The organism is Clostridium sp. (genome assembly GCF_017888565.1).
Classification (GTDB): domain Bacteria; phylum Bacillota; class Clostridia; order Clostridiales; family Clostridiaceae; genus Clostridium.
This window is the reverse complement of the sequence record NZ_JAGHFX010000075.1, coordinates 1-25,714: the sequence shown is the minus strand read 5'-3', so window position 1 is coordinate 25,714 and position 25,714 is coordinate 1. Positions and strand designations below refer to the sequence as shown.

Genomic DNA, 25,714 nt, shown 5'->3' with positions numbered 1-25,714 from the left:
CTTCATATTTATAATAAACAGATTTCACCAAAAAATGCAAATAAATTTTAAATAAAATAAAAATCAGCTAAAAGCTGATTTTTATTTTATTAATTATTTCCATTATTAGCGTTGTTATTACTATTATTAACTTCTGGCTTATCTGTATTCTCAGGTTTTTCAGAATTCTTTGCTTTAATTATTACAGTTTCACCTTTCTTTATTTCTTTAGTGAAACTTTCAACAGTATCTCCAACTCCATCAATTTGATATGATAGGTCATGTGAAAGAAGTATAGTTGTTGCTTCTTCTACTTTCATTCCAACTTTAAGCCCTAATCTGGCAATATCTATAACTTTATCATCATCTTTTTTCTCTTCATATTTTCCTACTGTTAAAGTAATTGGTGTTCCTTCCTGAACTTTTGTAATAGGTAAACTTTGTTCTAATACTATTCCATCTTGTTTTTTATCTTTAATAATCTCTTCCTTAACAGTAATATCAAGTCCCTTTAATAACTCTTTCGCTTCATCTAATGATTTTCCTTTTACATCTTTTACATCTACAAGTTTAACTTCTGGCCCTTCACTTACTGTTATTTCTATTTTAGTATTTTTACCAATCTTAGTGCCTGCAGATGGATTTTGTCTTATGAAACGTCCTTTTTCAACAGTATCACTATATTCTTTATTAATAGTATAATTAGTAAATCCTTTATTTTTTAAGGTTTGTTCTATATTACTTACTTCATAATCTCTAAAATCAGGCATTTCAACTTGTTCTTCTCCAGATGAAACTACAACTTTTATTGCAGAATCTTTTTTTACTTTTGTTCCTGCTTTTGGATCAGTTTCTAATATAGTGTTTTCAGGTTTATCACTATTTTGTGTAGATTTAATTTCTATTTTTAATCCCAATTTTTCTACTTCTTCTTTTACTTCATCTATAGTCTTTCCAACGATATTTGGAACTTCAACTTCCTTACTACCGCCACTACCTACAGCTAAGAAGTACCCTACAGACCCTAAAATTATAACCCCAATTATAACTCCAATTATAACTATAGCTTTTTTAACCCCATTTTTACTTTTCTTTTTCTTCTTAGGTAATTCATCCTCATCTTCATCATAATCATCATCAAAATCTTCGTCATAATCATCATCTTCATCATAGTCATCTTCTAATTTAGAAATATGAGTTGTTTTTTGATTTTGAGTATTAATTGGTGTCATAATTATAGTATGATCGCTATTATCAATGATAGGAGTTCCAATAACTACATCTGGATTCTCTTGTATTTTTTGCAAATCTTGAATAATTTCTTTCGCGTTTTGATATCTCTTTATTGGCTCTTTTTCAACAGCCTTAAGTATTAACTTATTTAAACTATCTGGGATAGCAGAATTTATATTCTTAGGTGGAATAGGTTCTTCTTGTAAATGCTTTAATGCAACTGTTACTGGTGAGTCACCTTCAAAAGGTAATTTTCCTGTTACCATCTCATATAAAACTATTCCAAAAGAATAAATATCCGATCTAAAATCAATATAAGTTCCCTTTGCTTGTTCTGGTGAAAGATAATGTGCTGATCCAATAATACTTGTAGTATTAGTGATAGTTTGAGAATCTGTCGATTTAGCTATACCAAAATCAGTAACTTTTACCTCTCCAGATTCTGTAACTAATATATTTTGTGGCTTTATATCTCTGTGAATAATATTATTTCTATGTGCACAATCTAAAGCTTTAGCTATTTGAAGTGCTATCTTTATAGCTGTATTATAAGTAAGCTTTCCGCTATAGTGAATTAATTCTTTCAAAGTCTTTCCACTTATATATTCCATTACTATATAATCTATATCCTCTTGTGTTCCTACATCTAGAACATTAACTATATTAGTATCAGATAAATTTGCAATGGCAGTTGCTTCCCTTTTGAATTTTTGAGAAATTTCTTTATTGTCTGCGAATTGCTTTTTCAATATTTTTACTGCAACAAATCTATTAAGCTTATTACATTTAGCCTTATAAACTTCAGACATTCCGCCTTCCCCTACTTTTTCAAGAAGCTCATATCTACCACCTAGTATAATTCCGTTCATATTACACCTCTCCTCCAAATAACATTACAGTTATATTGTCTCTTCCACCATTAATTTTAGCTAGTTCAACAAGCTTTTCACAAATATTCTGTAAGTATTGTTCTTCTATTTCAAATGATAAACCCGCTTCTAAATCTATTTCATTGCTTAATCCATCACTACACATAAGAAAAAATTCAAATTTATCTTTATCTATATCAAATACATCTATATCTACTATTTCCTCTGTTCCAATTGCCCTAGTTATAACATTTTTTTGAGGATGATTTATAGCTTGCTCCTTAGAAATGCTACCACAATCTAATAGTTCTTGAACCAAAGAGTGATCCTTTGTTATTTTAGTAGCTTTATTAAATTTAATTCCATAACAAGAACTATCTCCAACATTAGCTACTTGAATTATATCTTTAGTTATTAAACATGCAACTAAAGTAGTCCCCATACCATTATAAGTTTCATTACAATGTGCTAAGTTGAAAACTTTCAAATTTGCATGTCTAATAGCTTTTCTTAATATCTCTGTATTATTGATATTTTTAAAATTATCTCTTATGTATTTTATTAAAGATTTTGAAGCTGTTTTGCTAGCAATTTCTCCAGCATTATGTCCACCCATTCCATCTGCCACTACATAAATTTTAAACTCTTCACCTTCATAAAATTCTGCATAATCCTCATTTAAATTTCTTAAGTTACCTACATCACTTTTTATACCAACCATTAACACCCACTCCCCTAACTTTTAGACTTTAAGAAATTTCTCCTTAATTGGCCGCAAGCTGCATTTATGTCATTACCCATTTCTCTTCTTACCGTAACTTCAATCCCATTTTCATTTACTATCTTTTCAAATTCTTCTATAGTCTTTTTTGAAGGTCTTTTTAGAGTATTTTCTTTTATCTCATTAACAGGTATAAGATTAACATGACACTGTCTTCCTTTTAATAATTTTGAAAGAGATTTTGCATCTTCTTTACCATCATTTATACCTGATACTAATGAATATTCAAAAGTTATACGTCTACCTGTTTTTTCAAAATAGTAATCACATGCCTCTAGTATTTCTTTTATTGAATATTTATTGGCAATTGGCATTATTTCTCTTCTTTTTTCATCACTAAAAGCATGTAATGATATAGCTAGTGTTATACTATAACCTTTATCTGCTAGTTCATAAATTTTAGGTACTAATCCACAAGTAGATAAAGTTATATGTCTTTGGCCTATGTTTAAACCATAATCTGCATTTACTAAATCTAAAAATTTAGTAACATTCTCATAGTTATCTAAAGGCTCTCCACTTCCCATTAATACTATATTAGAGATTCTTTCTCCTACTACCTTTTGCGCTACAATAACTTCTGATAAAATCTCTCCAGCTGTTAAATTTCTCACTCTACCTTCTAATGTTGATGCACAGAATTTACATCCCATTCTACATCCAATTTGTGTAGAAATACATATAGAATTCCCATGTTTATACTTCATTATTACACTTTCAATGATGTTACCATCATCGAAAGCTAATAATAATTTTTGCGTGCCATCTAATGTTGACTCATACTTTTCTACAACTTCTGGGATTCCTATATAAAAATTTTCTTTAAGTTTCTCTACTAGAGACTTAGGTAAATTCTTCATATCATCAAAATTCCATATATTCTTATATATCCATGAGAAAACTTGTTTTGCTCTAAAAGCACTTTCTCCATTTTCCTTCATCCATAAGGAAATTTCATCTAAACTGTAATTTAAAATATTATTCATTATATCACCTATTTTATCTTCTTTATTTTGCCTATAAAGAAACCATCCATAGAATCATTTGGTAATATAGTTAAACTTCCATCTTCATTGTATATAAAGTTATTGTTGTTTCCTATATATATTTTTTCTATTTCTGCATCATTATGCTTTGATAAGAACCATTGTAGGTTTTCTTCATTTTCTTCCTTATTTAATGTGCATGTAGAATAAACAAGAGTTCCACCTGGTTTTAAATATTGCCATGCATTTTCCATTATCTCTCTTTGTATTGGAACTAAGTCTTTTAATTGTTGTCTTGTTTTATTCCATTTTATTTCTGGTTTCTTTCTTATTATACCAAGTCCTGAACAAGGTACGTCTATTAATACTTTATCTCCATAGCTTATATAATCACTATTTAGCTTAGTTGCATCCATAGTCTTACATACTATATTATTTAATCCTAATCTATTTGCATTTTCTTCTATAAGAGAAAGTTTATTTTCATGTAAATCAAAGGCTAAAACTTCACCACTATTTGATAGTAATTCAGCAATGTGAGTTGTTTTACCACCTGGAGCAGCACAAAGATCTAGTACCTTCTCTCTTTCTTTTAAGTCTAACAAAGGCGCTACAAGCATTGCACTTTCATCTTGAACTGTGATAAGTCCTTCTTTGAATAATTCATTATCCTCAATTCCTTTTCCACCTTTAATAGCTATCGCTTCTGGACAAGCGTATCCATCTTCAATATTATATCCAATTTCCTCAAGTTTTTCATAAACTTCATCATACTCAGCTTTAAATTCATTTACTCTTACAGTAACTTTTGGCGTTTCATTTAAGCCAGCCATTAATCTCATAGTTCTTTCTTCACCATATTGTTTTATAAACAATCTTATCATCCAAGGTTGGAAAGAAAATTTATAAGCAAGCTCATCTATTCTATTTCCTGGAACTACAATTTCCTTTTCATCTTTAATATAATTTCTTAAAATACCATTTACAAGCTTTGATGCTTCTAAAGAAACTTCTTTTGCTTCTTCTACCGCTTCATTACAAGCTGCATATTCAGGTATTTTATCTAAAAAGTACATTTGATAAATAGCTACTCTTAATATATTTAATACAGTTGTATCAATTAAATTAATATCTTTAACAAAGTTTCCTATTAATACGTCTAAAGTTTTCTTTCTTCTTAAAGTACCATAAACAATTTCTGTAATAAGCCCCTTATCTTTATCTTCAATATCTCTGCTATTAAGTTCATTTGAAAGAACTAAGTTTGAATATGCCCCTTCCTCTAGAACTCTTTGTATTATTTGTCTTGCAAGTTTTCTACTGTTCATCCTTCTACCTCTTAATTATCATTATATCTATTATTTATAGCTATTAGTCTTATTAACTGAGAAATAGCCATAAGAGTTGCTGCCACATATGTCATTGCAGCTGCATCTAAAACTTTTTGTGCACCCTTTAATTCATCTCCATATAGGAATGTTCTTGTTTTCAATATATTTAGCGCTCTTGTTGATGCATTAAATTCTACTGGAAGAGTTACTAATTGATAAATAACTGCTCCTCCAAAGAATATTATACCAACTTTAGCAAATAGAGGATTACCTAAAAATATCCCTATCATAAATAAATATATTGATAATGTGCTCCCTACATTAACAACTGGTGCTATCCTAGTTCTTAAAACTAAAGGTACATAGTGATTTTGATGCTGAATTGCATGCCCGCACTCATGAGCTGCTATCCCAGCAGCTGCTACAGTTGCTCCGTCATATACTTCTGGTGAAAGCCTTATTACTCTTGATGATGGATCATAATGATCCCCAAGATGCTTTCCATACCTTTCAACTCTTACATCAAAAAGTCCTGCTCCATCTAATATACTTCTTGCAACCTCACTTCCTGTAACACCACTTAAAGTTCTAACAGTTTTATACTTTTTATAAGCACTATCTATTTTAAACTGTGCCCAAAAAGCTATTATCATAGCTGGTATTAAAATTAAAAATGTTGGGTCAAATAAAAATCCTGGGTAAAACATAAACCCATCTCCTTTTATATAGTTTAACTAATTATTATAGATCTTAAATAATTTTCTTATTTATCTCAAGTTCATTACCATTTATATATTGTTCTATAGTTAGAGGCTTCCCATTTGGGAATTGAATTTTTTTAACTAATAATACCCCTAAACTTGTTGAAACTTTCATACCTTCTTTTGATACATTTATTATAGTACCAGGCTCTTTATTACTATTTTCGCATAATACTTCACTCTCATATATTTTCATTGGTTTATCATCATAAGTAGTATGCGCAATAGGCCATGGATTAAGTCCTCTAATTAAATTATGAATATCTTTAGCAGGATTATTCCAATTTATTCTTCCAAGTTCCTTATTTAACATTTTAGCATAAAAAGTTTCTTCGCTTTGCTTTTCTGGAGTAATACTTCCATTATATAGTCCCTCTATAGTTTTAATTAGAAGTTCTGCACCTCTATCCATTAGTAAATCATGTAATTCTCCAGCCGTCATATTATCAGTTATTTCAACTTCATCCTTTAAAAGCATATCTCCAGTATCAAGGCCTACATCCATTAACATTGTAGTATTTCCAGACTTCTTCTCTCCTTTTATTATAGCCCAATTTAAAGGTGCTGCTCCTCTATACATTGGTAATAATGATGCATGTAGGTTTATACATCCATACTTTGGAATGTCTAGTACTTCCTTAGTCAGTATTTGACCAAAAGCTACTACGATTATGAAATCTGGCTTTAACTCTTTGAGATACTCTAAAGCTTCCCTATCTTCTTTTAACTTAATAGGTTGTAAAACCCTTATATTATTTTCTAGAGCTACTTCCTTAACTGGAGAGTAAGCCATCTTCTTTCCTCTTCCTTTTGGTTTATCTGGTTGAGTAAATACACTTTCAACTCCATAAGTTTCTATTATCTTTTTTAATGATGGTACTGCAAAATCTGGAGTCCCCATAAATACTATTTTCATGTTAGTCCTCCTTTGCTATTTTAAATAATCTATAAATAGAGTTCCATTTAAGTGGTCATTTTCATGAAGTATAGCTCTTGCTAAAAGTTCTGTTGCCTCTAAAACAAACTCTTCTCCCTTTTCATTTAAAGCTTTTACCTTCACATAATTTGGACGTTCAACATCTGCAACTTCTCCAGGTACGCTTAAACATCCTTCCTCGCCTAATTGGCTTCCTGAAACTTCTAAAATTTCTGGATTTATAAATACTCTTAACCCATAATCATCATAAACATCTATAACAAATATTCTTTGAAGTATTCCAACTTGCGGTGCTGCCAGACCAACTCCATCTGCTTCATACATAGTGTCTGCCATATCTTCTATTAACTTAAGTGTTCTTGGTGTTATTTCAGTAACAACCTTACACTTCTTTCTTAACGCCTCATCGCCATTTTGTCTTATATTTCTAATTGCCATTTCTTTACCTCCTAAGTCAAATTATTTGGATTAATATCAATAGTTACTTTTACTTCATTATATACATTCTTATTTAATTGATAAAGTTTATCTTTTATTTTTTTACAAAAATCTAGAGATAAATCACCTTTAAATAATATTTGCCACCTATAATTATCTTTAATTTTAGAAATTACACATGGAACTGGGCCTAGCATTTCTGTATTTGAATATTCATCTTTAATTTTCTCCATCTCAGCCTTAATTGATTTCATAAAATCTTTAAGTGAGTTTTCATTTTTAGAAGAAGCATTCACTAATAGTATTCTACCAAAAGGAGGATAATACATCAAACCCCTTGTAGTAAATTCTTCGTCATAAAACCCTTCATAATTATAGTTTTTTGCATAAATTAGACTATAGTGCTCTGGATTATATGTTTGAACAATCACTTTACCTTGTTTCCTTCCTCTACCTGCTCTTCCAGCAACCTGAGTTACTATTTGAAAAGTTCTTTCTGAAGATCTATAGTCTGGTATATTTATAGACATATCAGCAGCAAGTATTCCTACTAATGTTACATTTTCAAAATCTAGACCTTTTGATATCATCTGGGTTCCAATAAGAATATCTCCTTCTCCATTTTTAAATGCTTTATATATTTCTTCATGAGAATTTTTATTTCTTGTGGTATCTACATCCATTCTTAAAACTCTAGCATCCTTAAAGTACTTTCTAACTTCTTCTTCAACTCTCTCTGTACCTGCCCCAAAATGTTTTACATACTTACTTTTACATTTTGGACAGATCTTTTGTTGCTTTTGAGCATAGCCACAATAATGACATACTAAATATCCATTTTTATGGAAAGTCATTGAAATATCACACTTAGGACATTTAAAAACATATCCACAGCTTCTACAAGATACAAATGTAGAAAATCCTCTTCTATTTAAAAACAAAATAATTTGCTCTTTTCTATTTAATGCTTCCTTTATTTCAGTAAAAAGTTTTCTGCTAAACATAGAAATATTACCACTATTTAATTCATCTCTCATATCTACTATATCCATTATAGGCATTGGCTTATTATCTATTCTATTATTCAATTCTACTAACTCTATCTCTCCAGTTATAGCCCTATAATATGTCTCTATAGACGGCGTTGCTGATCCTAATATAACTTTACAATCTTTTATTTCACTTAAAAATTCAGCAACTTCTCTTGTTGCATATTTAGGATTTTGTTCAGATTTATAAGTAACTTCATGCTCTTCATCTATTATAATTATCCCTAGCTTAGAAGCTGGTAAAAACAATGCACTTCTTGCTCCTATTATAAGTTTAGCTTTTCCTTCTTTTACTCTAAACCATTCATCATATCGCTCTCCATCGGATAATTTACTATGAAAAACTGCAACTTCCCTTCCAAATCTTCCTTTAAATCTTTCTATCATTTGTGGTGTTAAAGAAATTTCAGGAACTAAAACTATTGCATATTTTCCCTCTGCGATAGTATCACTTACAAGTTTCATATACACTTCTGTTTTCCCTGATCCAGTAACCCCTTTAAGCAAAAACATTTTATTATTAGACTTCTCAATTTTTTCTAAAGCTTTAATTTGATCCGTTGTAAGCTTTCTTTCTTTATAATCAATATATTCTTTATCATTATATCTATATACTATTTCTTCATCTACTTTTAAATATCCATCTTTAATGAGCTTATTTATTCTATATAGAGAAAGAGAGTGTAACTTTACAAGCTCATTTTTATTAAACTTTCCGTTATGTTCTTTTATAAAGTTTAATATATCCCCATATTTTTCTTCAACTTCTTTATCATAAGACTTATTTCCAAGCGCTATTACCATCTTATATTTATTTTTTGCGCCCTTTAAGACACCTTGTGGAATAAGAAGTCTTATCGCATCTATATACTTACATAAATAATTTTCTCTTATAAAATAAATAAGCTTTAAATCATCATTATTTAAAAGTGGTTCTTTTGATCCTATAGCTTTTATCTTTTTAATCCTAATCCCCTTTATCTCTTCTTCCTTTATAGATAATATAAATCCATCTACAAGAGAGTTTTTAACACCAAAAGGTACCTTTACCCATTGACCTACCTTTATATCCTCTTTAAGTTCTTCAGGTATTTCATAGGTAAAGGGTTTATCTATATCTAAAGCATCACTATTTATAACAATTTGTGCATATATTTTCAAATTCATCACCCTTTTGCTAGGTTCTATTTTCCCTCATAACAAGAAGAAAGCGCATTTTAGCGCTTTCTTAATATAGTTTCAAAGATTTTAGATGCAACTTCTTTTTTACTCATCTTATCTAAATATATTTCTTCTCCACCTCTTGAAATGATAATAACTTTATTATCCTCACTTCCAAATCCGGTGTCAGCACTTGTAATATCATTGGCTACTATATAATCCAAATTCTTATTTTCCAGTTTTTTCTTTGCATTTTCTAATACATTAGTACTCTCTGCTGCAAACCCAACAAGAATTTGATTGCTTTTCTTTTCACCTAATATTTTTAAGATATCATTATCTCTTACAAAGGTTAGGACTAGATCTCCATCACCTTTTTTAATTTTTTCACTACTATAATTTTTTGCTTTGTAATCTGCAACAGCCGCTGATTTGATTACAATGTCACTTTTTTCAAAATTATCTAAAATTGCATTTTTCATTTCTTCATTTGTTGTTACATTTATTATATTTATACCATCAGGTGGATTAATATTAGTAGGTCCTGATACTAATGTAACATTAGCTCCCCTACGTTTTGCCTCTTCTGCTATATAATAACCCATCTTTCCTGTAGATCTATTTGTAATGAATCTCACTGGATCTATTTTAGAATGAGTTGGCCCTGCACTAACTAAAATGTTTTTACCACTTAAATCCTTAGTAATTTCTTTTTCATCTAATGCTTCCAATACTCTTTCTACAATTGTGTTCACATCTGCAAGCTTTCCTTTACCTAAGTCACCACAAGCAAGTCTTCCTGAAGCTGGTTCAATAAACTCATATCCATATTTCTTTAATTTTTCAATATTATCTTGAACTATTGGATTTTCATACATATTAGTATTCATAGCTGGAGCAAAAATAACCTTTGCTCTTGTTGCCATAATAGTCGTAGATAACATGTCATCAGATATTCCATTTGCAACTTTTCCAATTATATTTGCAGTAGCTGGCGCTATTAAAAAAACATCTGCTCTTTTTGCTAGTGATATATGCTGTATTTCAAAAGCCTTAGGTTCTGCAAACATATCAGTCACAACCATATTTTGACTTAATGATTGAAATGATAAAGGAGTTACAAATTTAGTTGCAGATTCAGTCATAATTACCCTTACATCAATGTCCTTCTTTTTTAAGGCACTTATAATGTCTAAAGCTTTATAGACTGCAATTCCTCCACTTACTCCTATGCATACGCACTTTTTTTCATTCATAACTATTTAAATCCTTCTTTTACAGGAGTAGATTCATATCCTACTTCACCCTCATTAACTTCATTAATAGCAATTGTTAATGGTTTCTTTGATTTTGTCGCAACCATTGGATCGCTTCCATCTATTATTTGTCTTGCTCTTTTTGAAGTAACCATTACTAAAGAATATCTGTCATCTACCTTTTTAAGTAAATCCATTATTGATGGATTAATCATAGAGTTGTTCATGAATTAAGCCCTCCTTAGAATCTAAAATTGTATTTTCTTTTATTCTATCAACCCTGCATTTTTCAGCAGCTATAATTGACTCTACTTTTGAAACTGCTAAGTCTAAAGTATCATTAACTACTGCATAATTATATTTTGATACATAATTTATTTCTTTATATGCATTTTTAAATCTTGTCATTAATGATTCTTCTGTTTCACTGCCTCTTTTTATAATTCTTTGTTTTAATTCCTCCATTGATGGTGGAAGAATAAATATAAATACACCTTCACTGAAATTTTCTTTTACTTGTAATGCTCCTTGAATATCAATTTCTAATATAACATCTTTTCCTTCTTCAAGCATTTTTTCCACATTAACTTTTGGAGTACCATAAAAGTTTCCATGTACATTAGCATATTCTAGGAATCCATTTTGAGCTACTTTTTCTTCAAAGGATTCTTTTGTTAAAAAGTAGTAATTTATTCCATCTACTTCTCCAGCCCTTGGAGATCTTGTTGTTGCTGAAACTGAAATATATATATTGTTGTGTTTTTCTAATAATTCCTTACAAATAGTACCCTTTCCTGCTCCTGATGGACCTGAAATAACTATCAAAACACCTCTATTACTCTGCATTATTCATCAACCTCATCTACAGCTTCATCTTTTACTACAAGTCTGTGAGCTACTGTTTCTGGTTGAACAGCCGATAAGATAACATGATCACTATCTGTTATTATTACAGCCCTTGTTCTTCTACCATAAGTTGCATCTATAAGCATACCTCTATCTCTAGCTTCTTGTATTATTCTTTTTATAGGTGCTGATTCTGGACTTACAATAGCAACAAGTCTATTAGCTGAAACTATATTACCAAATCCAATATTAATTAATTTTATACCCATTACTTTCCTCCTAATTACTCTATATTTTGCGATTGTTCTCTTATTTTTTCTATTAAGTTTTTTATGTTAATGACATAGTTTGTCATATTCATATCACTGGATTTAGAAGCAATAGTATTAGCTTCTCTGTTCATTTCTTGAATTATAAAATCAAGTTTCCTTCCAATTTGCCCACCTTCTTCAAATGTTTTTCTCATTTGACTCAAGTGGCTTTTCAACCTTGTAATTTCTTCATCTACGGCTGACTTATCTGCTATTATAGCTATTTCTTGTGCTATTCTTGCCTCATCTATTTCTATGCCATCAAGTAAATCTTTAAGTTTTAACTCTAATTTCTTTTTGTATGTATTTGGCACTGTATCAGCTATTTTATCTATATCATAAACTAAAGATTCTATTTCATTTAACTTTTGTAAAATATCTTCTTTAAGCTTTTCGCCTTCAATAATTCTCATATTATCCATCATTGTTAAAGATGAATTTATAAGTGGCTTAATAGCTTCCCAAATTTCTTCAACTGAGTCTTCTTCTTCAACAATTGTTATAACATCTGAAAATCTTGCTATTTGAGTAACTGTTATATCATTTTTTACATTTAAATTTTCTTCTATTTCTTTTAAACAATTATAATAACTTTCTGCAAGTTTCAAATTTAATTTAGCTATACCTTCGCCGCCAGAGTAACTTTTTTGGTTAATAAAAACATCTACTTTTCCTCTAAAAAGCTTTAAGTTTATTAATTTTCTAATTTCTTCTTCTAAAGAAATTATACTTTTAGGTAGTCTTACATTAACGTCTAAATATCTACTATTTACACTTTTCATTTCAATTGAAAATAAATATTTATTTCCTTCTTCACTACTAGCTCTACCAAAACTAGTCATACTTTTAACCATATATGCCTCCAAAGCTTATCTTTGTATAAATTTTATAAATAGTTTTCTATAATTATTATTTTATAAAAACTATATTATAATCTTATATTATCTTACTTTTTTAATAACATATTAATATTAATTTATATCTTACTTAACTGTCAATGTTTTGTTCACAAATTGTTAACATCTTATTTTTAATTCAAAAAAGAAGTAGAATTATATCTACTTCTTTTCCGGGATTTATGAATACAAAATAGTTACCTCTTTTATAATTTATATAAATTATAATATAAATTATCTTTATTTTATAGAAAAACTAACTTAATTATAAATAGTATTGCAAGTACTATCATAACCACTGATATCTTAGTTCTATCTTCTTTATCTTTACAAAACAAGTTATAAATTAAATTAATAAATACATAAGATAATATTCCAATAGTTAAACCATCACCAATACTATATGTTAAGGCCATAGTTGTTATTGTTAAGAAAGCTGGTACACCTTCAGTTATATTATCAAATTCAATATTTTTTACAGCTCCAAGCATTAAGTATCCTACATAAATTAACGCTGGTGCAGTTGCACACGATGGTATAGCTATGAATATTGGTGAAAAGAACATTGCAAGTAAAAATAATACCCCAGTTGTTATTGCTGTATATCCTGTTCTTCCCCCTGCTGCAACTCCAGTTGAGCTTTCAACATATGTTGTAACGGTTGATACACCCATTAAAGCCCCAATAGTTGTTGAGACAGCATCTACTAATAAAGCTCTACCTGCATTGGGCACATTTCCATTTTCATCTAACATATTTGCTCTTGATGAAACACCTACTAAAGTTCCAACTGTATCAAAGAAATCAACAAATAAGAAAGTACATATTACTACAATAAATGACCATATTGTTTCTTGATTTGTTAAATGTGAAAAATCTAATTTCCCTGCTATTGGTGCTATACTTTCAAATTTAAATAATCCTTCTGGTAAATAAATTCCTAGACTTGCAGCTGCTTCTGAATTTGTTAATGCATATCCCCATGCTAATAATGTACTTGTCAATATTCCAAACAGTATAGATCCTTTTATTTTCTTTTTATCTAAAACTGCTATTATGATAACACCAACTAAAGCTATTACAACTGTAGGCGAAAAGTGACCCATTTTAACTAATGTTGAATCATCATTTATTACTAATCCCGCTCCAACCATTCCTATAAAAGCTATGAAAACTCCTATACCTGCAGTAACCGCATGTTTCATTGTCATTGGTATAGCATTTACAACAGCTTCTCTCACTTTAAATAGAGATAATAATATAAATATAATTCCTTCAATAAATACTGCAGTTAAAGCCATTTCCCATGATATTCCCATTCCTATAACAACTGAAAAAGCAAAAAATGCGTTAAGTCCCATTCCTGATGCTAATGCAAAAGGCAAGTTCGCAAATACCCCCATTAATATACATGCAATTGCTGCTGTTAAACAAGTTGCAGTAACTAAAGCTCCAGCTGGCATTCCCGTTTCTGACAATATGTTAGGATTTACTGCAATTATATAAGCCATTGTTAAAAAAGTAGTAATCCCAGCCACTATTTCCCTTTTAAAATTTACATTTTGATTCCCTAGTATGGGTAATAACCCACGTTCCTTTGATAAGCTTTTCATTTTTATACCCCCTAATATTTTTTATGTAAAATAAAAAGTTGCCATGAATTATCAAGTAGATAACTCATAGCAACTTTAAAGCAAATGCCAACAATTACATAATATAATTAGCATTAAACTCATAGTCAAGATGTTTACGGTATCTCGGTAGAAACTTATGACCCTTATTGTCAATATTATATGAGCTACTTATCTTACGAATATTATTATACATTTTAAAATATTCTTCGTCAACATATACGCATAAATTTATTTCAAACTCTACATAATATTCGTATTACTTTTTAAATGATTCTCTTATATCAATTGCCTTTTTACTGGAAAGAGCCACTATAAGCTTAATTCTTGCCTTTTGCCCTGGCATACTTTCCTCAAAGAATACACCTAAATCCTTAAGCATCTTTCCGCCTCCCTCATATCCATATGATTCATAAACTCTTCCTTCAAAACATCTTGATACAATAACTACTGGTATATTTTTATCTAAAGCTCTTTTTATTCCATCAACCATAGTAGGAGGAACATTCCCTCTTCCTAAAGCCTCAATTACTATCCCCTTATATTCATTATCTATAAAATAATTTATATAATCTGATCCTATTCCTGCAACACATTTTATTAGTGCAACTTTATCAATTATATTTTCCACGTGATAAACACTATGTTTTTTTGTATTTCTATAAAATAAAACCTTATTATTATCTACTATACCTATTGGGCCGAAATTAGGCGTCTTAAAAGCATTAAGTGCCATAGAATTTGCCTTTGTTACTTCAGCTGCTGAATTTAACTCTCCATTAAAACAAACCAATACACCCCTACCTTTAGCATCCTCTGAAATTGCTGTACAAATAGAGGTTGCTAAATTAAAAGGACCATCATATCCAAGTTCTGAACTGCTTCTCATTGCCCCAGTGACAACTATAACCTTTTCAGTATCTATAGTTAAATCTAAGAAATACGCTGTTTCTTCTAAAGTATCAGTCCCATGCGTTAAAACTACCCCATCTATATCTTCTCTATCTGTTAATCCTTTTATAAATTTACTAAGCTCTAACATATTTTGTATAGTCATATGTGGAGAAGGCTTGCTAGAAAAACTGTAAGATTCCACTTCTGCAAACTCCTCTATTCCAGTTACCATTGACATTATTTCTTCACCTGTCAAGCTTGGAACAGCGGCTTTAATTCTTTCATCAACCTTCATAGATATGGTTCCACCATTAAAAACTACTGCTACCTTTTTCATAGTTTCCTCCTAAAGTTAATTATAAAATAAAAACTCTTGGTACACCCAAAAGTTTAAAAATTTTAAAAGTTGATTATTGGTAGGTCGGCGTATCCTACATCTCTTGTTACTGAAAATTCAGCGCATGAGGAGCCATTTCTCACCTCAATAACCATTTTATTTTATGCCAATATACATATTATAGCTTTTATATTAAAATGTTTCAACTTTTATTTCTATATCCACCTTATTAGTTTTCCACTATATAATTTATTATTAATCTTACTCTCACTTATTGGATACATAGTAGACACATATATATAATCTCTCTTCTCATCTATATCTATACCTATTAATATATTTGAATCTACTTTTTTAATTAGTTCAATATGCATTCCATTTTCAGTTAGCTTATATACTCCTATATATTCTGGTTCCTCAATTATTTCTCTCATATATTCTATTAAATTACCACTTATCTTTTTACTCAAATGTTTCCCATGTCTTTTTTTAATATGCTTTATTACCCCTGGGGATGCATAAATGGTTCCTGTAAATTTTACCCCTAAGTTTTTTGCCATTCTTTCTTTAAAATATCCAACTCTCTTATAGGTACAAAATCTGTCTTCCATATCTATCCCTCAATTCTGTATAGTGTATATGAGCTTAATTTTTCAAATCTCTCTTATATAATATATTATTCATTAAGGTTGCATAAATTTACTAATATTAAAAACTGGAATAAAGAAAAGACTAGTCTTAAAAAGACTAGTCTTATTTCCTTATAGTATTATGCAGATTAATCCACCACTACCTTCATTTATTATCTTTTGAAGAGTTTTTTGAATCTTTACTTGAACGTCATCAGGCATCTTATATAGTTTATTTTGTAAACCTTCTTTAATTAATACTTCTAATGGCTTACCAAACATATTACTTTGCCATAATGATGCTGGATCTTTTTCAAATTGTTCCATTAAAGATCTTACAAGCTCCTCGCTTTCTTTTTCTGAGCCCATTATAGGACTTATCTCTGTTTTTATATTTGCTTTAATAAAATGTAATGATGGTGCAGATGCTTTTAGTTTAACCCCAAACTTAGTTCCTTGTTTGACCATTTCAGGCTCTTCAAACTTCATTTCTGATAATTGAGGTGCAACTAAACCATACCCCGTTTCACGCACATCAATTAATGCATCCTTTACCTTATCATATTCTTTTTTGGCAAAGTTAAGATCTTTTATTAATGATAATAAATCACTTTCTGACTTAACATCCAAATCACAAATTTCACTTAATATGTTATAGAATATTCCATCTTTAGGTTTCATAGTAATTGTTGCTTTACCTTCACCTAAATTAACTGAACTCATTTCTGTTGGAGCTAGATTTTCTTCTTCTTTTAATAGATCTAATGTATTCCTTATATCTCTAACTCTACTTATGTTTTCACACATTCCTTTAACTATACTAAAGAAATTCTTTTTTAGCCAATTCTCTGGTTCTAATCTTTCAACCCAACTTGGCATTTCAATATTAATTTCTTTAACTGGGAATTCTTTAAGTACATGTTTAAATACATCTTCTACATCATTTTCATTCATATTAGCTACATCCATAACTTGAACTGGAACATCATATTTTTCTTCTAAGTCTTTCTTCATCGCTCTTGTTTCTGGAGCATTAACATATTTCGTATTAAGTACAACTATAAAAGGCTTGTTTATTGCCTTTAATTCTTCTATTACTCTTTCTTCTGCTTCTAAGTACTCATCTCTTTCTATGCCTGTAATACTTCCATCAGTTGTTACTACGAGACCTATTGTAGAATGATCTGTTATTACTTTTCTAGTCCCTATTTCTGCTGCATCTTCAAAAGGAATTTCGTATTCATACCATGGAGTATTTACCATTTTAGCTTGGTCCCCATCCATATATCCCACTGCACCTTTTACTATATACCCAACGCAATCAACCATTCTAACCTTAAATTTTATGTCTTCATCAATAGTAATTTCTACAGCCTCATTTGGTATAAATTTAGGCTCTGTCGTATGAATGCCTTTCCCTGATCCACTTTGAGGTAGTTCATCTTTTGCTCTTTCCTTCTTATAATTATTATCAATCTTTGGTATTACCATAAGGTCCATAAATTTTTTTATAAATGTTGACTTACCTGTTCTAACCGGACCAACAACACCTACATATATGTCTCCTTGTGTTCTTTCAGCTATATCCTTGTATATATTAAAGCTGTCCACGGTGTAACCTCCTATTTATTTTTAACACTATATATATATTCGAGAGAGTAAAAAAGTATACAACTTTTTTAAAATTTTACACTTCTTCTCAACTACGTATATAATAATATATTATCTATGGTTAAAAATTATTACTAATACAAAAGGAGAAGTAAAGTTTACTTCTCCTTTTGTATTAGTATATTTCACTTTTTCTTTCTCTTTCCATTAAGTCTATAACTGCTTCATTAAGATTTTTATTTTTAAATAAAATTTTATATAAAATGTCTGTTATAGGCATTTCTACATTTAGACTTTCTTTTAATTCATAAAAAGCCTTACATGCTTTAATTCCCTCAACAACCATTCCAACTTCTTTAATAGCTTCCTCTGTTGTTTTTCCCTTACCTATTAAATATCCTGCCTTCCTATTTCTAGAGTGAAGACTAGTACAAGTTACTATAAGATCTCCCATTCCTGTTAATCCAAGAAACGTTTCAGGCTTTCCTCCAAGTTTCATTCCAACTCTAACTATTTCAGCCATGCCCCTTGTCATAAGAGCTGCTTTTGAGTTATCTCCATACCCAATACCATCACAAACTCCAGCTGCTAATGCAATTATATTTTTAACTGCACCACCTATTTCAACACCTACTAAATCTTCATTAGTATATACTCTGAAGTTTTTATTAATAAATAAATCTTGCACTTTTTTAGCAGACTCTACACTTTCAGAAGAAACAACTACAGTTGTCGGAATATCGAAAGCAACCTCTTCAGCATGACTAGGTCCAGATAATATTACAACTTTATTACTTGGTAATTCCTCTTTAATAACTTGAGATAATCTTAGATTACTTCCTTCTTCAATTCCCTTAGCTATGCTTACAATAATTACATCATCATTTATTTTACCCTTTAATGATTTTGTAATTGATCTTATCACATGAGATGGAACTGATAATACTATATAATTTGCCCCTCTTATAGCCTCATCTAGATTAATATAAGCAGTGACATTTTCAGGTATATGTAGATCTTTAATATATTTATCATTTTTTCTATTCATATTTATATCATCAACTACATTTTTATCTCTATCGTATATGCTAACCTTATTTCCCTTTTTAGCTAACAATATCCCTAAGGCGGTACCAAAACTACCTCCTCCTAAAAAAGTCACATTATTCATGCTTATTCCTTCCTTTCCCTATATTCTATTTGAATACCTGTTCCACTGAAGTCAAAGCTTTCTCTTAATTGATTTTCAAGATATCTTTCATATGAAAAATGAGATGCACTTGAATCATTAACGAAGAATATAAACTTTGGTGGCTTTGCTGCAACTTGAGTTGCATAGTATATTTTCATTCTCTTAAGTCCTACTATTGGAGGTTCCTTCATAAGAACTGCTTTATTTATAACTTCATTTAGTATTCCTGTAGGAATTCTCTTAGAGTAATTATCATAGCATTCCTTAGCAGTTTCTAGAACCTTATGTGTTCTTTGTCCTGTCTTAGCTGATATAAATAAGTATTTTGCATACTTTAGGAACTTAAGGTTCATTTGTAGTTCTTCTTTATATCTTTGCATTGTTTTATCATCTTTTTCGATTAAATCCCACTTATTTACTATAACCATAATAGCTTTATTCATTTCATGAGCATAACCTATTATTTTTTCATCTTGTTCAGTAACCCCTTCAGTAGCATCTATCATTAAAATACATACATCTGCTCTTTCAATAGCTGCATATGTTCTAATTACTGAATATCTTTCTATTTCTTCTTTAACTTTGCTTTTCCTTCTAAGGCCAGCTGTATCAACTAGAACAAACTTTCCCTGCTCAGTTTCTAAAGCACTGTCTATAGAGTCTCTTGTTGTTCCTGGAATATCAGAAACTATTAGCCTTTCTTCTCCAAGCAGTCTATTAATTAAAGAAGATTTACCTACATTAGGTTTTCCTATCATAGCTATTCTTATAAATTCATCTTCTTCATCTTCTTCATTGAATTTATCAAAATTCTCAACAACCCTATCTAGCATATCTCCAAGTCCTAAAGCCTGGGAAGCTGATATAGTTACTGGATCTCCAATACCTAAATTGTAGAATTCCCATGCATTTTCTTCTTCTTTTAAAGAATCTACTTTGTTTACTACTAAAACAACTTCCTTTTTACTTTTTCTAAGCATATTTGCTACTTCATGATCCGCAGGAGTTAGACCTTCCTTACCATCAACAACAAATATTATTACATCGGCAGTTTCTATAGCTATATTAGCCTGCCTCCTCATTTGTTTAACTATTATATCTTCTCTTTCTGGTTCTATACCACCAGTATCTATCATTGTAAAATTATAGTTAAGCCATTCTGCTTGAGCATATACTCTATCTCTAGTCACCCCTGGTGTATCTTGAACTATAGATATTCTTTGACCAGCTAATTTATTAAATAGAGTAGATTTACCTACATTCGGTCTTCCAACTATTGCTACTATTGGTTTAGCCATTATTTTTCCTCCTCACAATTTGCATTTATTATGTCAATAAGGTCATCTCCTGTATAATCACAAACTATCACCTTAACGCCTAACGCTTTTTCTACATCATCAATTCTTAAATCATCTAACATAACCATATCTGCAGGTGCAAGCTCATATCCTTTTCTAAACATATTATCTGGCATAATTAAATAATCTGTTTTTATTTTTCCTTTTAATTGATCTATTATATCAGTTCCAGTTAAAAGCCCTGCTACTGTTATAGTATTACCAAAGAAGTTATTAGTAATCTTATAGACATCTATTTCAATATTAGGATTATGCTTCATTATAAGGTCTGCAGATCTTTTTATTTCATCGTAAGCTAATTCACCAGTTACCATTGAAAAACTTCCTTTAGAATTTTTATCTAAAAATTCTAAAGATCTTTGTACTACTTCTCTATAGTATCTGATCATTCCAACACCATCTTCTAGTTGTTCATACTCTGAATAAAATTCTTCATTTGGAACATCTAATCCAGCTACAATATAAAATTCATCTGATAATCTAACAAATGGTGCTCCTGTTTCTCTAATAAATCTTTCTTGTAGATCTTGAATCATCATTATTTCATTTTTTGATGTTTCTTTTGTAAATGTATCTACATAAGGTAGGTTTTCTCTAAACTTAGTAACTCCTATTGGTACAACAGCTACATTTTTTACATATGGTTGTAATTCATATAAATCAAGAACAGTTTTTCTTAATTCTTCACCATTATTTACATTTGGTATACAAACTATTTGTGCATGCATTTCAATTTCTGCATCTCTAAGCTTTTTAAGTCTATCCATTATAGCTCCTGCAAATCTGTTTTTTAACATCTTTACTCTAAGCTCTGGATTTGTTGTATGTACTGAAATATTTATAGGACTTATTTTATATCTTATTATCCTATCTATATCTTCATCCTTCATATTTGTTAAAGTAACAAAGTTACCTTGTAAAAATGATAGCCTTGAATCATCATCTTTAAAATATAAAGAATTTCTCATTCCCTTAGGAAGTTGATCTATAAAGCAAAACATACATTTGTTAGAGCAACTTTTTGCTTTATCCATTATTCCGCCTTCAAATTCAAGTCCTAAATTTTCTCCATATTCCTTTTCAATTTCGTATTCCCAAACTTCACCATTAGCTTTTTCAATTTCTAGTAGTATTTCTTCATCTGCTGCTAAGAATTTATAATCTATAATATCATCTATAGGAGTACCATTAATTGATAGTAATACGTCATTAACTTCTATTCCAACCTCTTCTGCAATACTTCCAAGGTCTACTTGTTTAATTATATTTTTCATATTTTCACCTCAATATCTTAAAATATTGTCTTTTAATTATCTTATAGTTTATCTAAATCAACATTACATTTATCCAAAATCAACCTAAATACCCATAATTAGTTAATTTATTTCTAAAATGGAGAGCTTCATTCCTCTTAAGCATACCCCACCTAAGTATAATAATCACTTGATGTTATATTACATTAATAATAAATTCAAGTCAACAGAAAACATCCCCATTATAGGGGATGTTTTTCTTTATCTATTCATTTAAATCAACATAATTGCCTTTCTTAGAGAATATTATCCATTCACATATATTAGTTACATGATCACCAATTCTCTCTAAATACTTAGATGCAAATAATATTTGTGTGCCTTGATTTATCATGGATTCATCTTTTCCCATTTTCTTTAATACAATTTCAAACATTCCTTGATAAATTTCATCTACTCTATCATCCATATCACAAATTTCATATGCAGCTTTTTCGTCTCCCTTTACATAGGCTTCAATTGCAAGTTTTATCATGCTTATAATTATATCAACTATTTGCCAAATTGGTGCTATTTCATTTGAAAAATCTACACCTTTAACTCTTGGAACTATCTTACAGATATCTACTGCATAATCAGCCATTCTTTCAAGATCAGTTACTATTTTAGATGTAGTATATATACTTCTTAAATCTCTTGCAACTGGCGATTCAGTAGCCATAAATTTTACGCATTTCTCTTCTATTTCCTTTTGAAGATTATCGACCTTATCATCATTTTTCATAACCTTCTTTGCTAAGTCTAAATCTTGATCTTTGAGCGCAGTCATACTGTCATATATTTGTTTTTCAACTAAGCTAGCCATTTCTATAAGCTCTGAGTTCAATAATTTTATTTTGTTACTCATTACTTCTCTCATCATTTCAAATCACCTCTTATATATTTTTAGCCGAATCTTCCTGTAATATAATCTTCAGTTCTTTTATCCTTAGGTTTATAGAATATATCCTCTGTATCAGCATACTCTATTATTTCACCATTTAAGAAAAATGCAGTTTTATCAGCAATTCTTCCTGCTTGTTGCATGTTATGAGTTACTATAATAACTGTATACTTCTTCTTTAATTCTTCCATTAATTCTTCCATTTTATTAGTTGAAATAGGATCTAATGCAGAAGTTGGCTCATCCATTAATATAATTTCTGGTGAAACTGCTATAGTTCTAGCAATACAAAGCCTTTGTTGCTGTCCTCCTGATAAACCTAAAGCACTTTTTTTGAGTCTATCTTTCACCTCATTCCAAAGCGCTGCTCCTTTTAAACTTTTCTCAACTATTTCATCTAAAGTCTTTTTATCTTTTACTCCATGTAATCTAGGGCCATATGCTATATTATCATAAATTGACATAGGAAAAGGATTTGGCTTTTGGAAAACCATCCCTACCTTTGTCCTTAATGCTATTACATCTTTACTTTTATAAATATCCTCTCCATCAACTAGTATTTCCCCATCTATTTTAACATTATCTATTAAATCATTCATTCTATTTAATGTTCTTAAAAATGTTGATTTACCGCATCCAGAAGGTCCTATAAATGCTGTTACTTTATTTTCTTCCAAATCTATGTTTATGTTTTTTAATGCTTGATTATCACCATAATATAAATTCAAATTTCTTACTTTAATTTTAGGCATTAATTCCTTTGACATACTTACACCTCTTAGCTTTTATTCTTATATTAGTAATTTGCCTTACTAAATTTCTTCGTTATTAACTTTGCTATAATATTTAAAGCTAATATTATTCCTATTAACACTATACCAACAGCAGCTGCTTGCTCTATATCTCCTGCTTCCTGAGTTACTAAATATGATTGAACTGTTAGTGTTCTTGCACTAGACATTATTCCTTTAGGCATTTTAGCAACAGTACCTGCAGTTAAAAGTATTGCAGCTGATTCTCCAACTACACGCCCAACTGATAGTATTACTCCAACCAAAATACCTGGAATAGCACTAGGTACTATAACCTTATAAAGAGTTTGGAATCTTGTTGCACCTAGTCCTAATGATGCTTCCTTATATGATTGAGGAACTGATTTTAAAGATTCTTCTGTTGTTCTTATTATTACTGGTAATATAATTATTGCAACAGTTAATGATCCAGCTAATAAAGAATACCCAAGCTTTAAAGTTACAACAAAAAATATTGATCCAAATAATCCGTACACTATTGAGGGTATTCCTGATAAACTTTCTGTTGCAAATCTTATTATTTTTACTATTTTACCTTGCTTTGCATATTCTGTTAAATATATTGCTGCAAGTATTCCTATTGGTGTCGCTACTATTATAGATATAAAAACTGTATATAAAGTAGCTACTATCATAGGTAAAATACCGCCATTACCTGACGCTGAATAATTTTTAGTCAAAAAATCTATACTTATACCTTTATAGCCTTTTAAAAATATAAATCCTAATATAAACACTAATACTCCAACTGTAAGTCCAGCAGAAATCCATACTAATGCTTTTAATAAATTTTCTTTAAATTTTCTCATATCTAATTACCTTCCTTATTAGAAAGTTTACTTAATACTAAGTTTAATAATAATATAAATAAGAATAGTATAACTCCCGTTGCAAATAGCATTTCTTGATGAGTTCCAAATGCATAACCCATTTCTAGTGCAATATTCGTAGTTAAAGGTCTTACAGAATCCATTATTGAACTTGGAATTATAGCTGAATTTCCTGCTACTAATATTATTGCCATAGTTTCTCCAATTGCCCTCCCGATCCCAAGGACAACAGCTGCTAAAATACCTGACTTTGCTGCAGGTACAACAACCTTAAAAGTTGTTTCTATATGTGAAGCACCAAGTGCTAGTGAACCTTCCTTATATGATTTAGGAACTGCTCTAATTGCAGTTTCCGAAACTGTTACTATTGTTGGTAACATCATGACTGATAAAACTATTATAATTGCTAAAAGACTTTGCCCTTTTGGCAAATTAAATGTATTCATAATCCATGGTACTATTACTGCTAATCCAAATACCCCATATAAAACTGATGGAATTCCAGCTAAAAGTTCAACTGCTCCTGATATTACTTTCCCAACTTTTCTTGGAGCAATTTCTGCTATAAAAATAGCTGTTAGTATTCCAATTGGTACTCCTAATATTAAAGACCCCAAAGTTCCAAATATAGATGCTAGTACCATTGGCAAAATTCCAAATTGCTCTGAACTAGGAATCCACTTCGTTCCGAATAAGAAATCTTTAAAAGAATATCCTTTACTTATAAAAGGCGTCAATCCTTTATAGAATACAAAACATATGATTAACAATAAACTTATTACTGCAATTAGAGCACTTGCTAAAAATACTCTTTTTGATATATTTTCTATTAAGTATTTACTATTGTTGTTTTTTTTAACATTTAACATGCTTACCCTCTCCTATGAAAGTAAGAATGCTCGATAATGAGCATTCTTAATAACTTAAAGTTATTTAACTGGAATTAATTTATTTTCTTTAACTATTGTTTGACCTTCATCACTTAAAATAAAATCAATTAACTTTTGACCATTTTCACTTAAATTTCCTTCCTTAGTAGCTAATAAGAATGGTCTCGAAATCTTATATTCTCCTGACTTTACCAAGTCAGCTTTTGGCTCAACATTTTCAACATTTACAATATTCACCTTTTCATCTAAGTATTCAAAAGATACAAAACCTATTGCATTTTCATTTCCTACGACTGTTTCCTTTAATCCACCATTTCCATTGGAAATCATTGCATCAGTTTTTAATTCTTCTGATTTGTATCCAACTATTTCTTGAAATGCATCTCTTGTTCCTGAACCTTCTTCTCTTGAAGCAACAACTATAGGTGCATCTTTTCCACCTTCAATCTCACTCCAGTTAGTTATTTTTCCTGTAAATATCCCTTTGATTTGTTCTAAAG

25 protein-coding genes and 1 riboswitch are annotated in these 25,714 nt (G+C 29.9%); all 25 genes read right to left on the bottom strand.

Going from position 1 to position 25,714, the window contains the following annotated elements:
• Positions 1-89: 89 nt before the first annotated feature.
• Entirely contained in the window at positions 90-2,081 is a 1,992-nt protein-coding gene (gene pknB, locus J7M87_RS14620) for a Stk1 family PASTA domain-containing Ser/Thr kinase (protein ID WP_291651951.1), read from the bottom strand.
• Position 2,082: 1 nt separating this feature from the next.
• Positions 2,083-2,802: a Stp1/IreP family PP2C-type Ser/Thr phosphatase gene (locus J7M87_RS14615; protein ID WP_291651949.1), complete on the bottom strand. Its 720-nt coding sequence runs from the start codon at positions 2,800-2,802 to the stop codon at positions 2,083-2,085.
• Positions 2,803-2,816: 14 nt separating this feature from the next.
• Complete coding sequence (rlmN, locus tag J7M87_RS14610) at positions 2,817-3,848, bottom strand: 23S rRNA (adenine(2503)-C(2))-methyltransferase RlmN (protein WP_291651947.1); 1,032 nt, start codon at positions 3,846-3,848, stop codon at positions 2,817-2,819.
• Between the two features lie 8 nt (positions 3,849-3,856).
• Entirely contained in the window at positions 3,857-5,176 is a 1,320-nt protein-coding gene (gene rsmB, locus J7M87_RS14605) for a 16S rRNA (cytosine(967)-C(5))-methyltransferase RsmB (protein ID WP_291651944.1), read from the bottom strand.
• Between the two features lie 11 nt (positions 5,177-5,187).
• Positions 5,188-5,886: a zinc metallopeptidase gene (locus J7M87_RS14600; protein ID WP_291651942.1), complete on the bottom strand. Its 699-nt coding sequence runs from the start codon at positions 5,884-5,886 to the stop codon at positions 5,188-5,190.
• 43 nt (positions 5,887-5,929) lie between these two features.
• The gene (gene fmt, locus J7M87_RS14595; RefSeq protein WP_291651941.1) at positions 5,930-6,856 is read right to left on the bottom strand and encodes a methionyl-tRNA formyltransferase; all 927 of its coding nucleotides are present in this window, start codon (positions 6,854-6,856) and stop codon (positions 5,930-5,932) included.
• A 15-nt stretch (positions 6,857-6,871) separates the two neighbouring features.
• Positions 6,872-7,315, bottom strand: a complete 444-nt coding sequence (gene def, locus J7M87_RS14590; RefSeq protein WP_195263652.1) for a peptide deformylase — start codon at positions 7,313-7,315, stop codon at positions 6,872-6,874.
• Between the two features lie 11 nt (positions 7,316-7,326).
• Positions 7,327-9,525, bottom strand: a complete 2,199-nt coding sequence (gene priA, locus J7M87_RS14585; protein WP_291651936.1) for a primosomal protein N' — start codon at positions 9,523-9,525, stop codon at positions 7,327-7,329.
• A gap of 56 nt (positions 9,526-9,581) precedes the next feature.
• Entirely contained in the window at positions 9,582-10,781 is a 1,200-nt protein-coding gene (coaBC, locus tag J7M87_RS14580; protein ID WP_291651934.1) for a bifunctional phosphopantothenoylcysteine decarboxylase/phosphopantothenate--cysteine ligase CoaBC, read from the bottom strand.
• A gap of 2 nt (positions 10,782-10,783) precedes the next feature.
• The gene (gene rpoZ, locus J7M87_RS14575; RefSeq protein WP_291651932.1) at positions 10,784-11,008 is read right to left on the bottom strand and encodes a DNA-directed RNA polymerase subunit omega; all 225 of its coding nucleotides are present in this window, start codon (positions 11,006-11,008) and stop codon (positions 10,784-10,786) included.
• On the bottom strand, positions 10,989-11,627 hold the full coding sequence (gmk, locus tag J7M87_RS14570; protein ID WP_291651930.1) for a guanylate kinase: 639 nt from the start codon (positions 11,625-11,627) through the stop codon (positions 10,989-10,991). Before gmk ends, rpoZ begins: the two co-directional genes overlap by 20 nt.
• Positions 11,627-11,896 (bottom strand): extracellular matrix/biofilm regulator RemA, encoded by a 270-nt coding sequence (gene remA / locus J7M87_RS14565; protein WP_042396960.1) that lies wholly within the window; start codon positions 11,894-11,896, stop codon positions 11,627-11,629. Before remA ends, gmk begins: the two co-directional genes overlap by 1 nt.
• A gap of 14 nt (positions 11,897-11,910) precedes the next feature.
• A complete protein-coding gene (locus J7M87_RS14560; RefSeq protein ID WP_291651928.1) occupies positions 11,911-12,792 on the bottom strand; it encodes a YicC/YloC family endoribonuclease in 882 nt (293 codons plus the stop codon).
• 287 nt (positions 12,793-13,079) lie between these two features.
• The gene (locus J7M87_RS14555) at positions 13,080-14,447 is read right to left on the bottom strand and encodes an NCS2 family permease (protein ID WP_291651926.1); all 1,368 of its coding nucleotides are present in this window, start codon (positions 14,445-14,447) and stop codon (positions 13,080-13,082) included.
• Between the two features lie 102 nt (positions 14,448-14,549).
• Positions 14,550-14,651, bottom strand: a riboswitch (purine riboswitch).
• A 73-nt stretch (positions 14,652-14,724) separates the two neighbouring features.
• Complete coding sequence (locus J7M87_RS14550) at positions 14,725-15,696, bottom strand: asparaginase (RefSeq protein WP_291651924.1); 972 nt, start codon at positions 15,694-15,696, stop codon at positions 14,725-14,727.
• Between the two features lie 215 nt (positions 15,697-15,911).
• Entirely contained in the window at positions 15,912-16,307 is a 396-nt protein-coding gene (locus J7M87_RS14545) for a PBECR2 nuclease fold domain-containing protein (protein ID WP_291651923.1), read from the bottom strand.
• Positions 16,308-16,457: 150 nt separating this feature from the next.
• A complete protein-coding gene (gene spoIVA / locus J7M87_RS14540; protein ID WP_291651921.1) occupies positions 16,458-17,936 on the bottom strand; it encodes a stage IV sporulation protein A in 1,479 nt (492 codons plus the stop codon).
• A 175-nt stretch (positions 17,937-18,111) separates the two neighbouring features.
• Positions 18,112-19,107, bottom strand: a complete 996-nt coding sequence (locus tag J7M87_RS14535; protein ID WP_291651918.1) for an NAD(P)H-dependent glycerol-3-phosphate dehydrogenase — start codon at positions 19,105-19,107, stop codon at positions 18,112-18,114.
• Positions 19,108-19,109: 2 nt separating this feature from the next.
• Positions 19,110-20,426: a ribosome biogenesis GTPase Der gene (der, locus tag J7M87_RS14530; RefSeq protein WP_291651916.1), complete on the bottom strand. Its 1,317-nt coding sequence runs from the start codon at positions 20,424-20,426 to the stop codon at positions 19,110-19,112.
• On the bottom strand, positions 20,426-21,760 hold the full coding sequence (locus tag J7M87_RS14525) for a DUF512 domain-containing protein (protein ID WP_291651914.1): 1,335 nt from the start codon (positions 21,758-21,760) through the stop codon (positions 20,426-20,428). Before J7M87_RS14525 ends, der begins: the two co-directional genes overlap by 1 nt.
• Before the next feature lie 244 nt (positions 21,761-22,004).
• Positions 22,005-22,661: a phosphate signaling complex protein PhoU gene (gene phoU / locus J7M87_RS14520; protein ID WP_291651912.1), complete on the bottom strand. Its 657-nt coding sequence runs from the start codon at positions 22,659-22,661 to the stop codon at positions 22,005-22,007.
• A 23-nt stretch (positions 22,662-22,684) separates the two neighbouring features.
• A complete protein-coding gene (gene pstB / locus J7M87_RS14515; RefSeq protein ID WP_291652008.1) occupies positions 22,685-23,434 on the bottom strand; it encodes a phosphate ABC transporter ATP-binding protein PstB in 750 nt (249 codons plus the stop codon).
• Positions 23,435-23,478: 44 nt separating this feature from the next.
• A complete protein-coding gene (gene pstA, locus J7M87_RS14510) occupies positions 23,479-24,303 on the bottom strand; it encodes a phosphate ABC transporter permease PstA (protein WP_291651910.1) in 825 nt (274 codons plus the stop codon).
• 2 nt (positions 24,304-24,305) lie between these two features.
• Positions 24,306-25,193 (bottom strand): phosphate ABC transporter permease subunit PstC, encoded by an 888-nt coding sequence (gene pstC / locus J7M87_RS14505; protein WP_291651908.1) that lies wholly within the window; start codon positions 25,191-25,193, stop codon positions 24,306-24,308.
• A gap of 60 nt (positions 25,194-25,253) precedes the next feature.
• Positions 25,254-25,714 (bottom strand): substrate-binding domain-containing protein (locus J7M87_RS14500; RefSeq protein ID WP_291651906.1); only part of this gene is annotated, 461 nt, incomplete at its 5' end.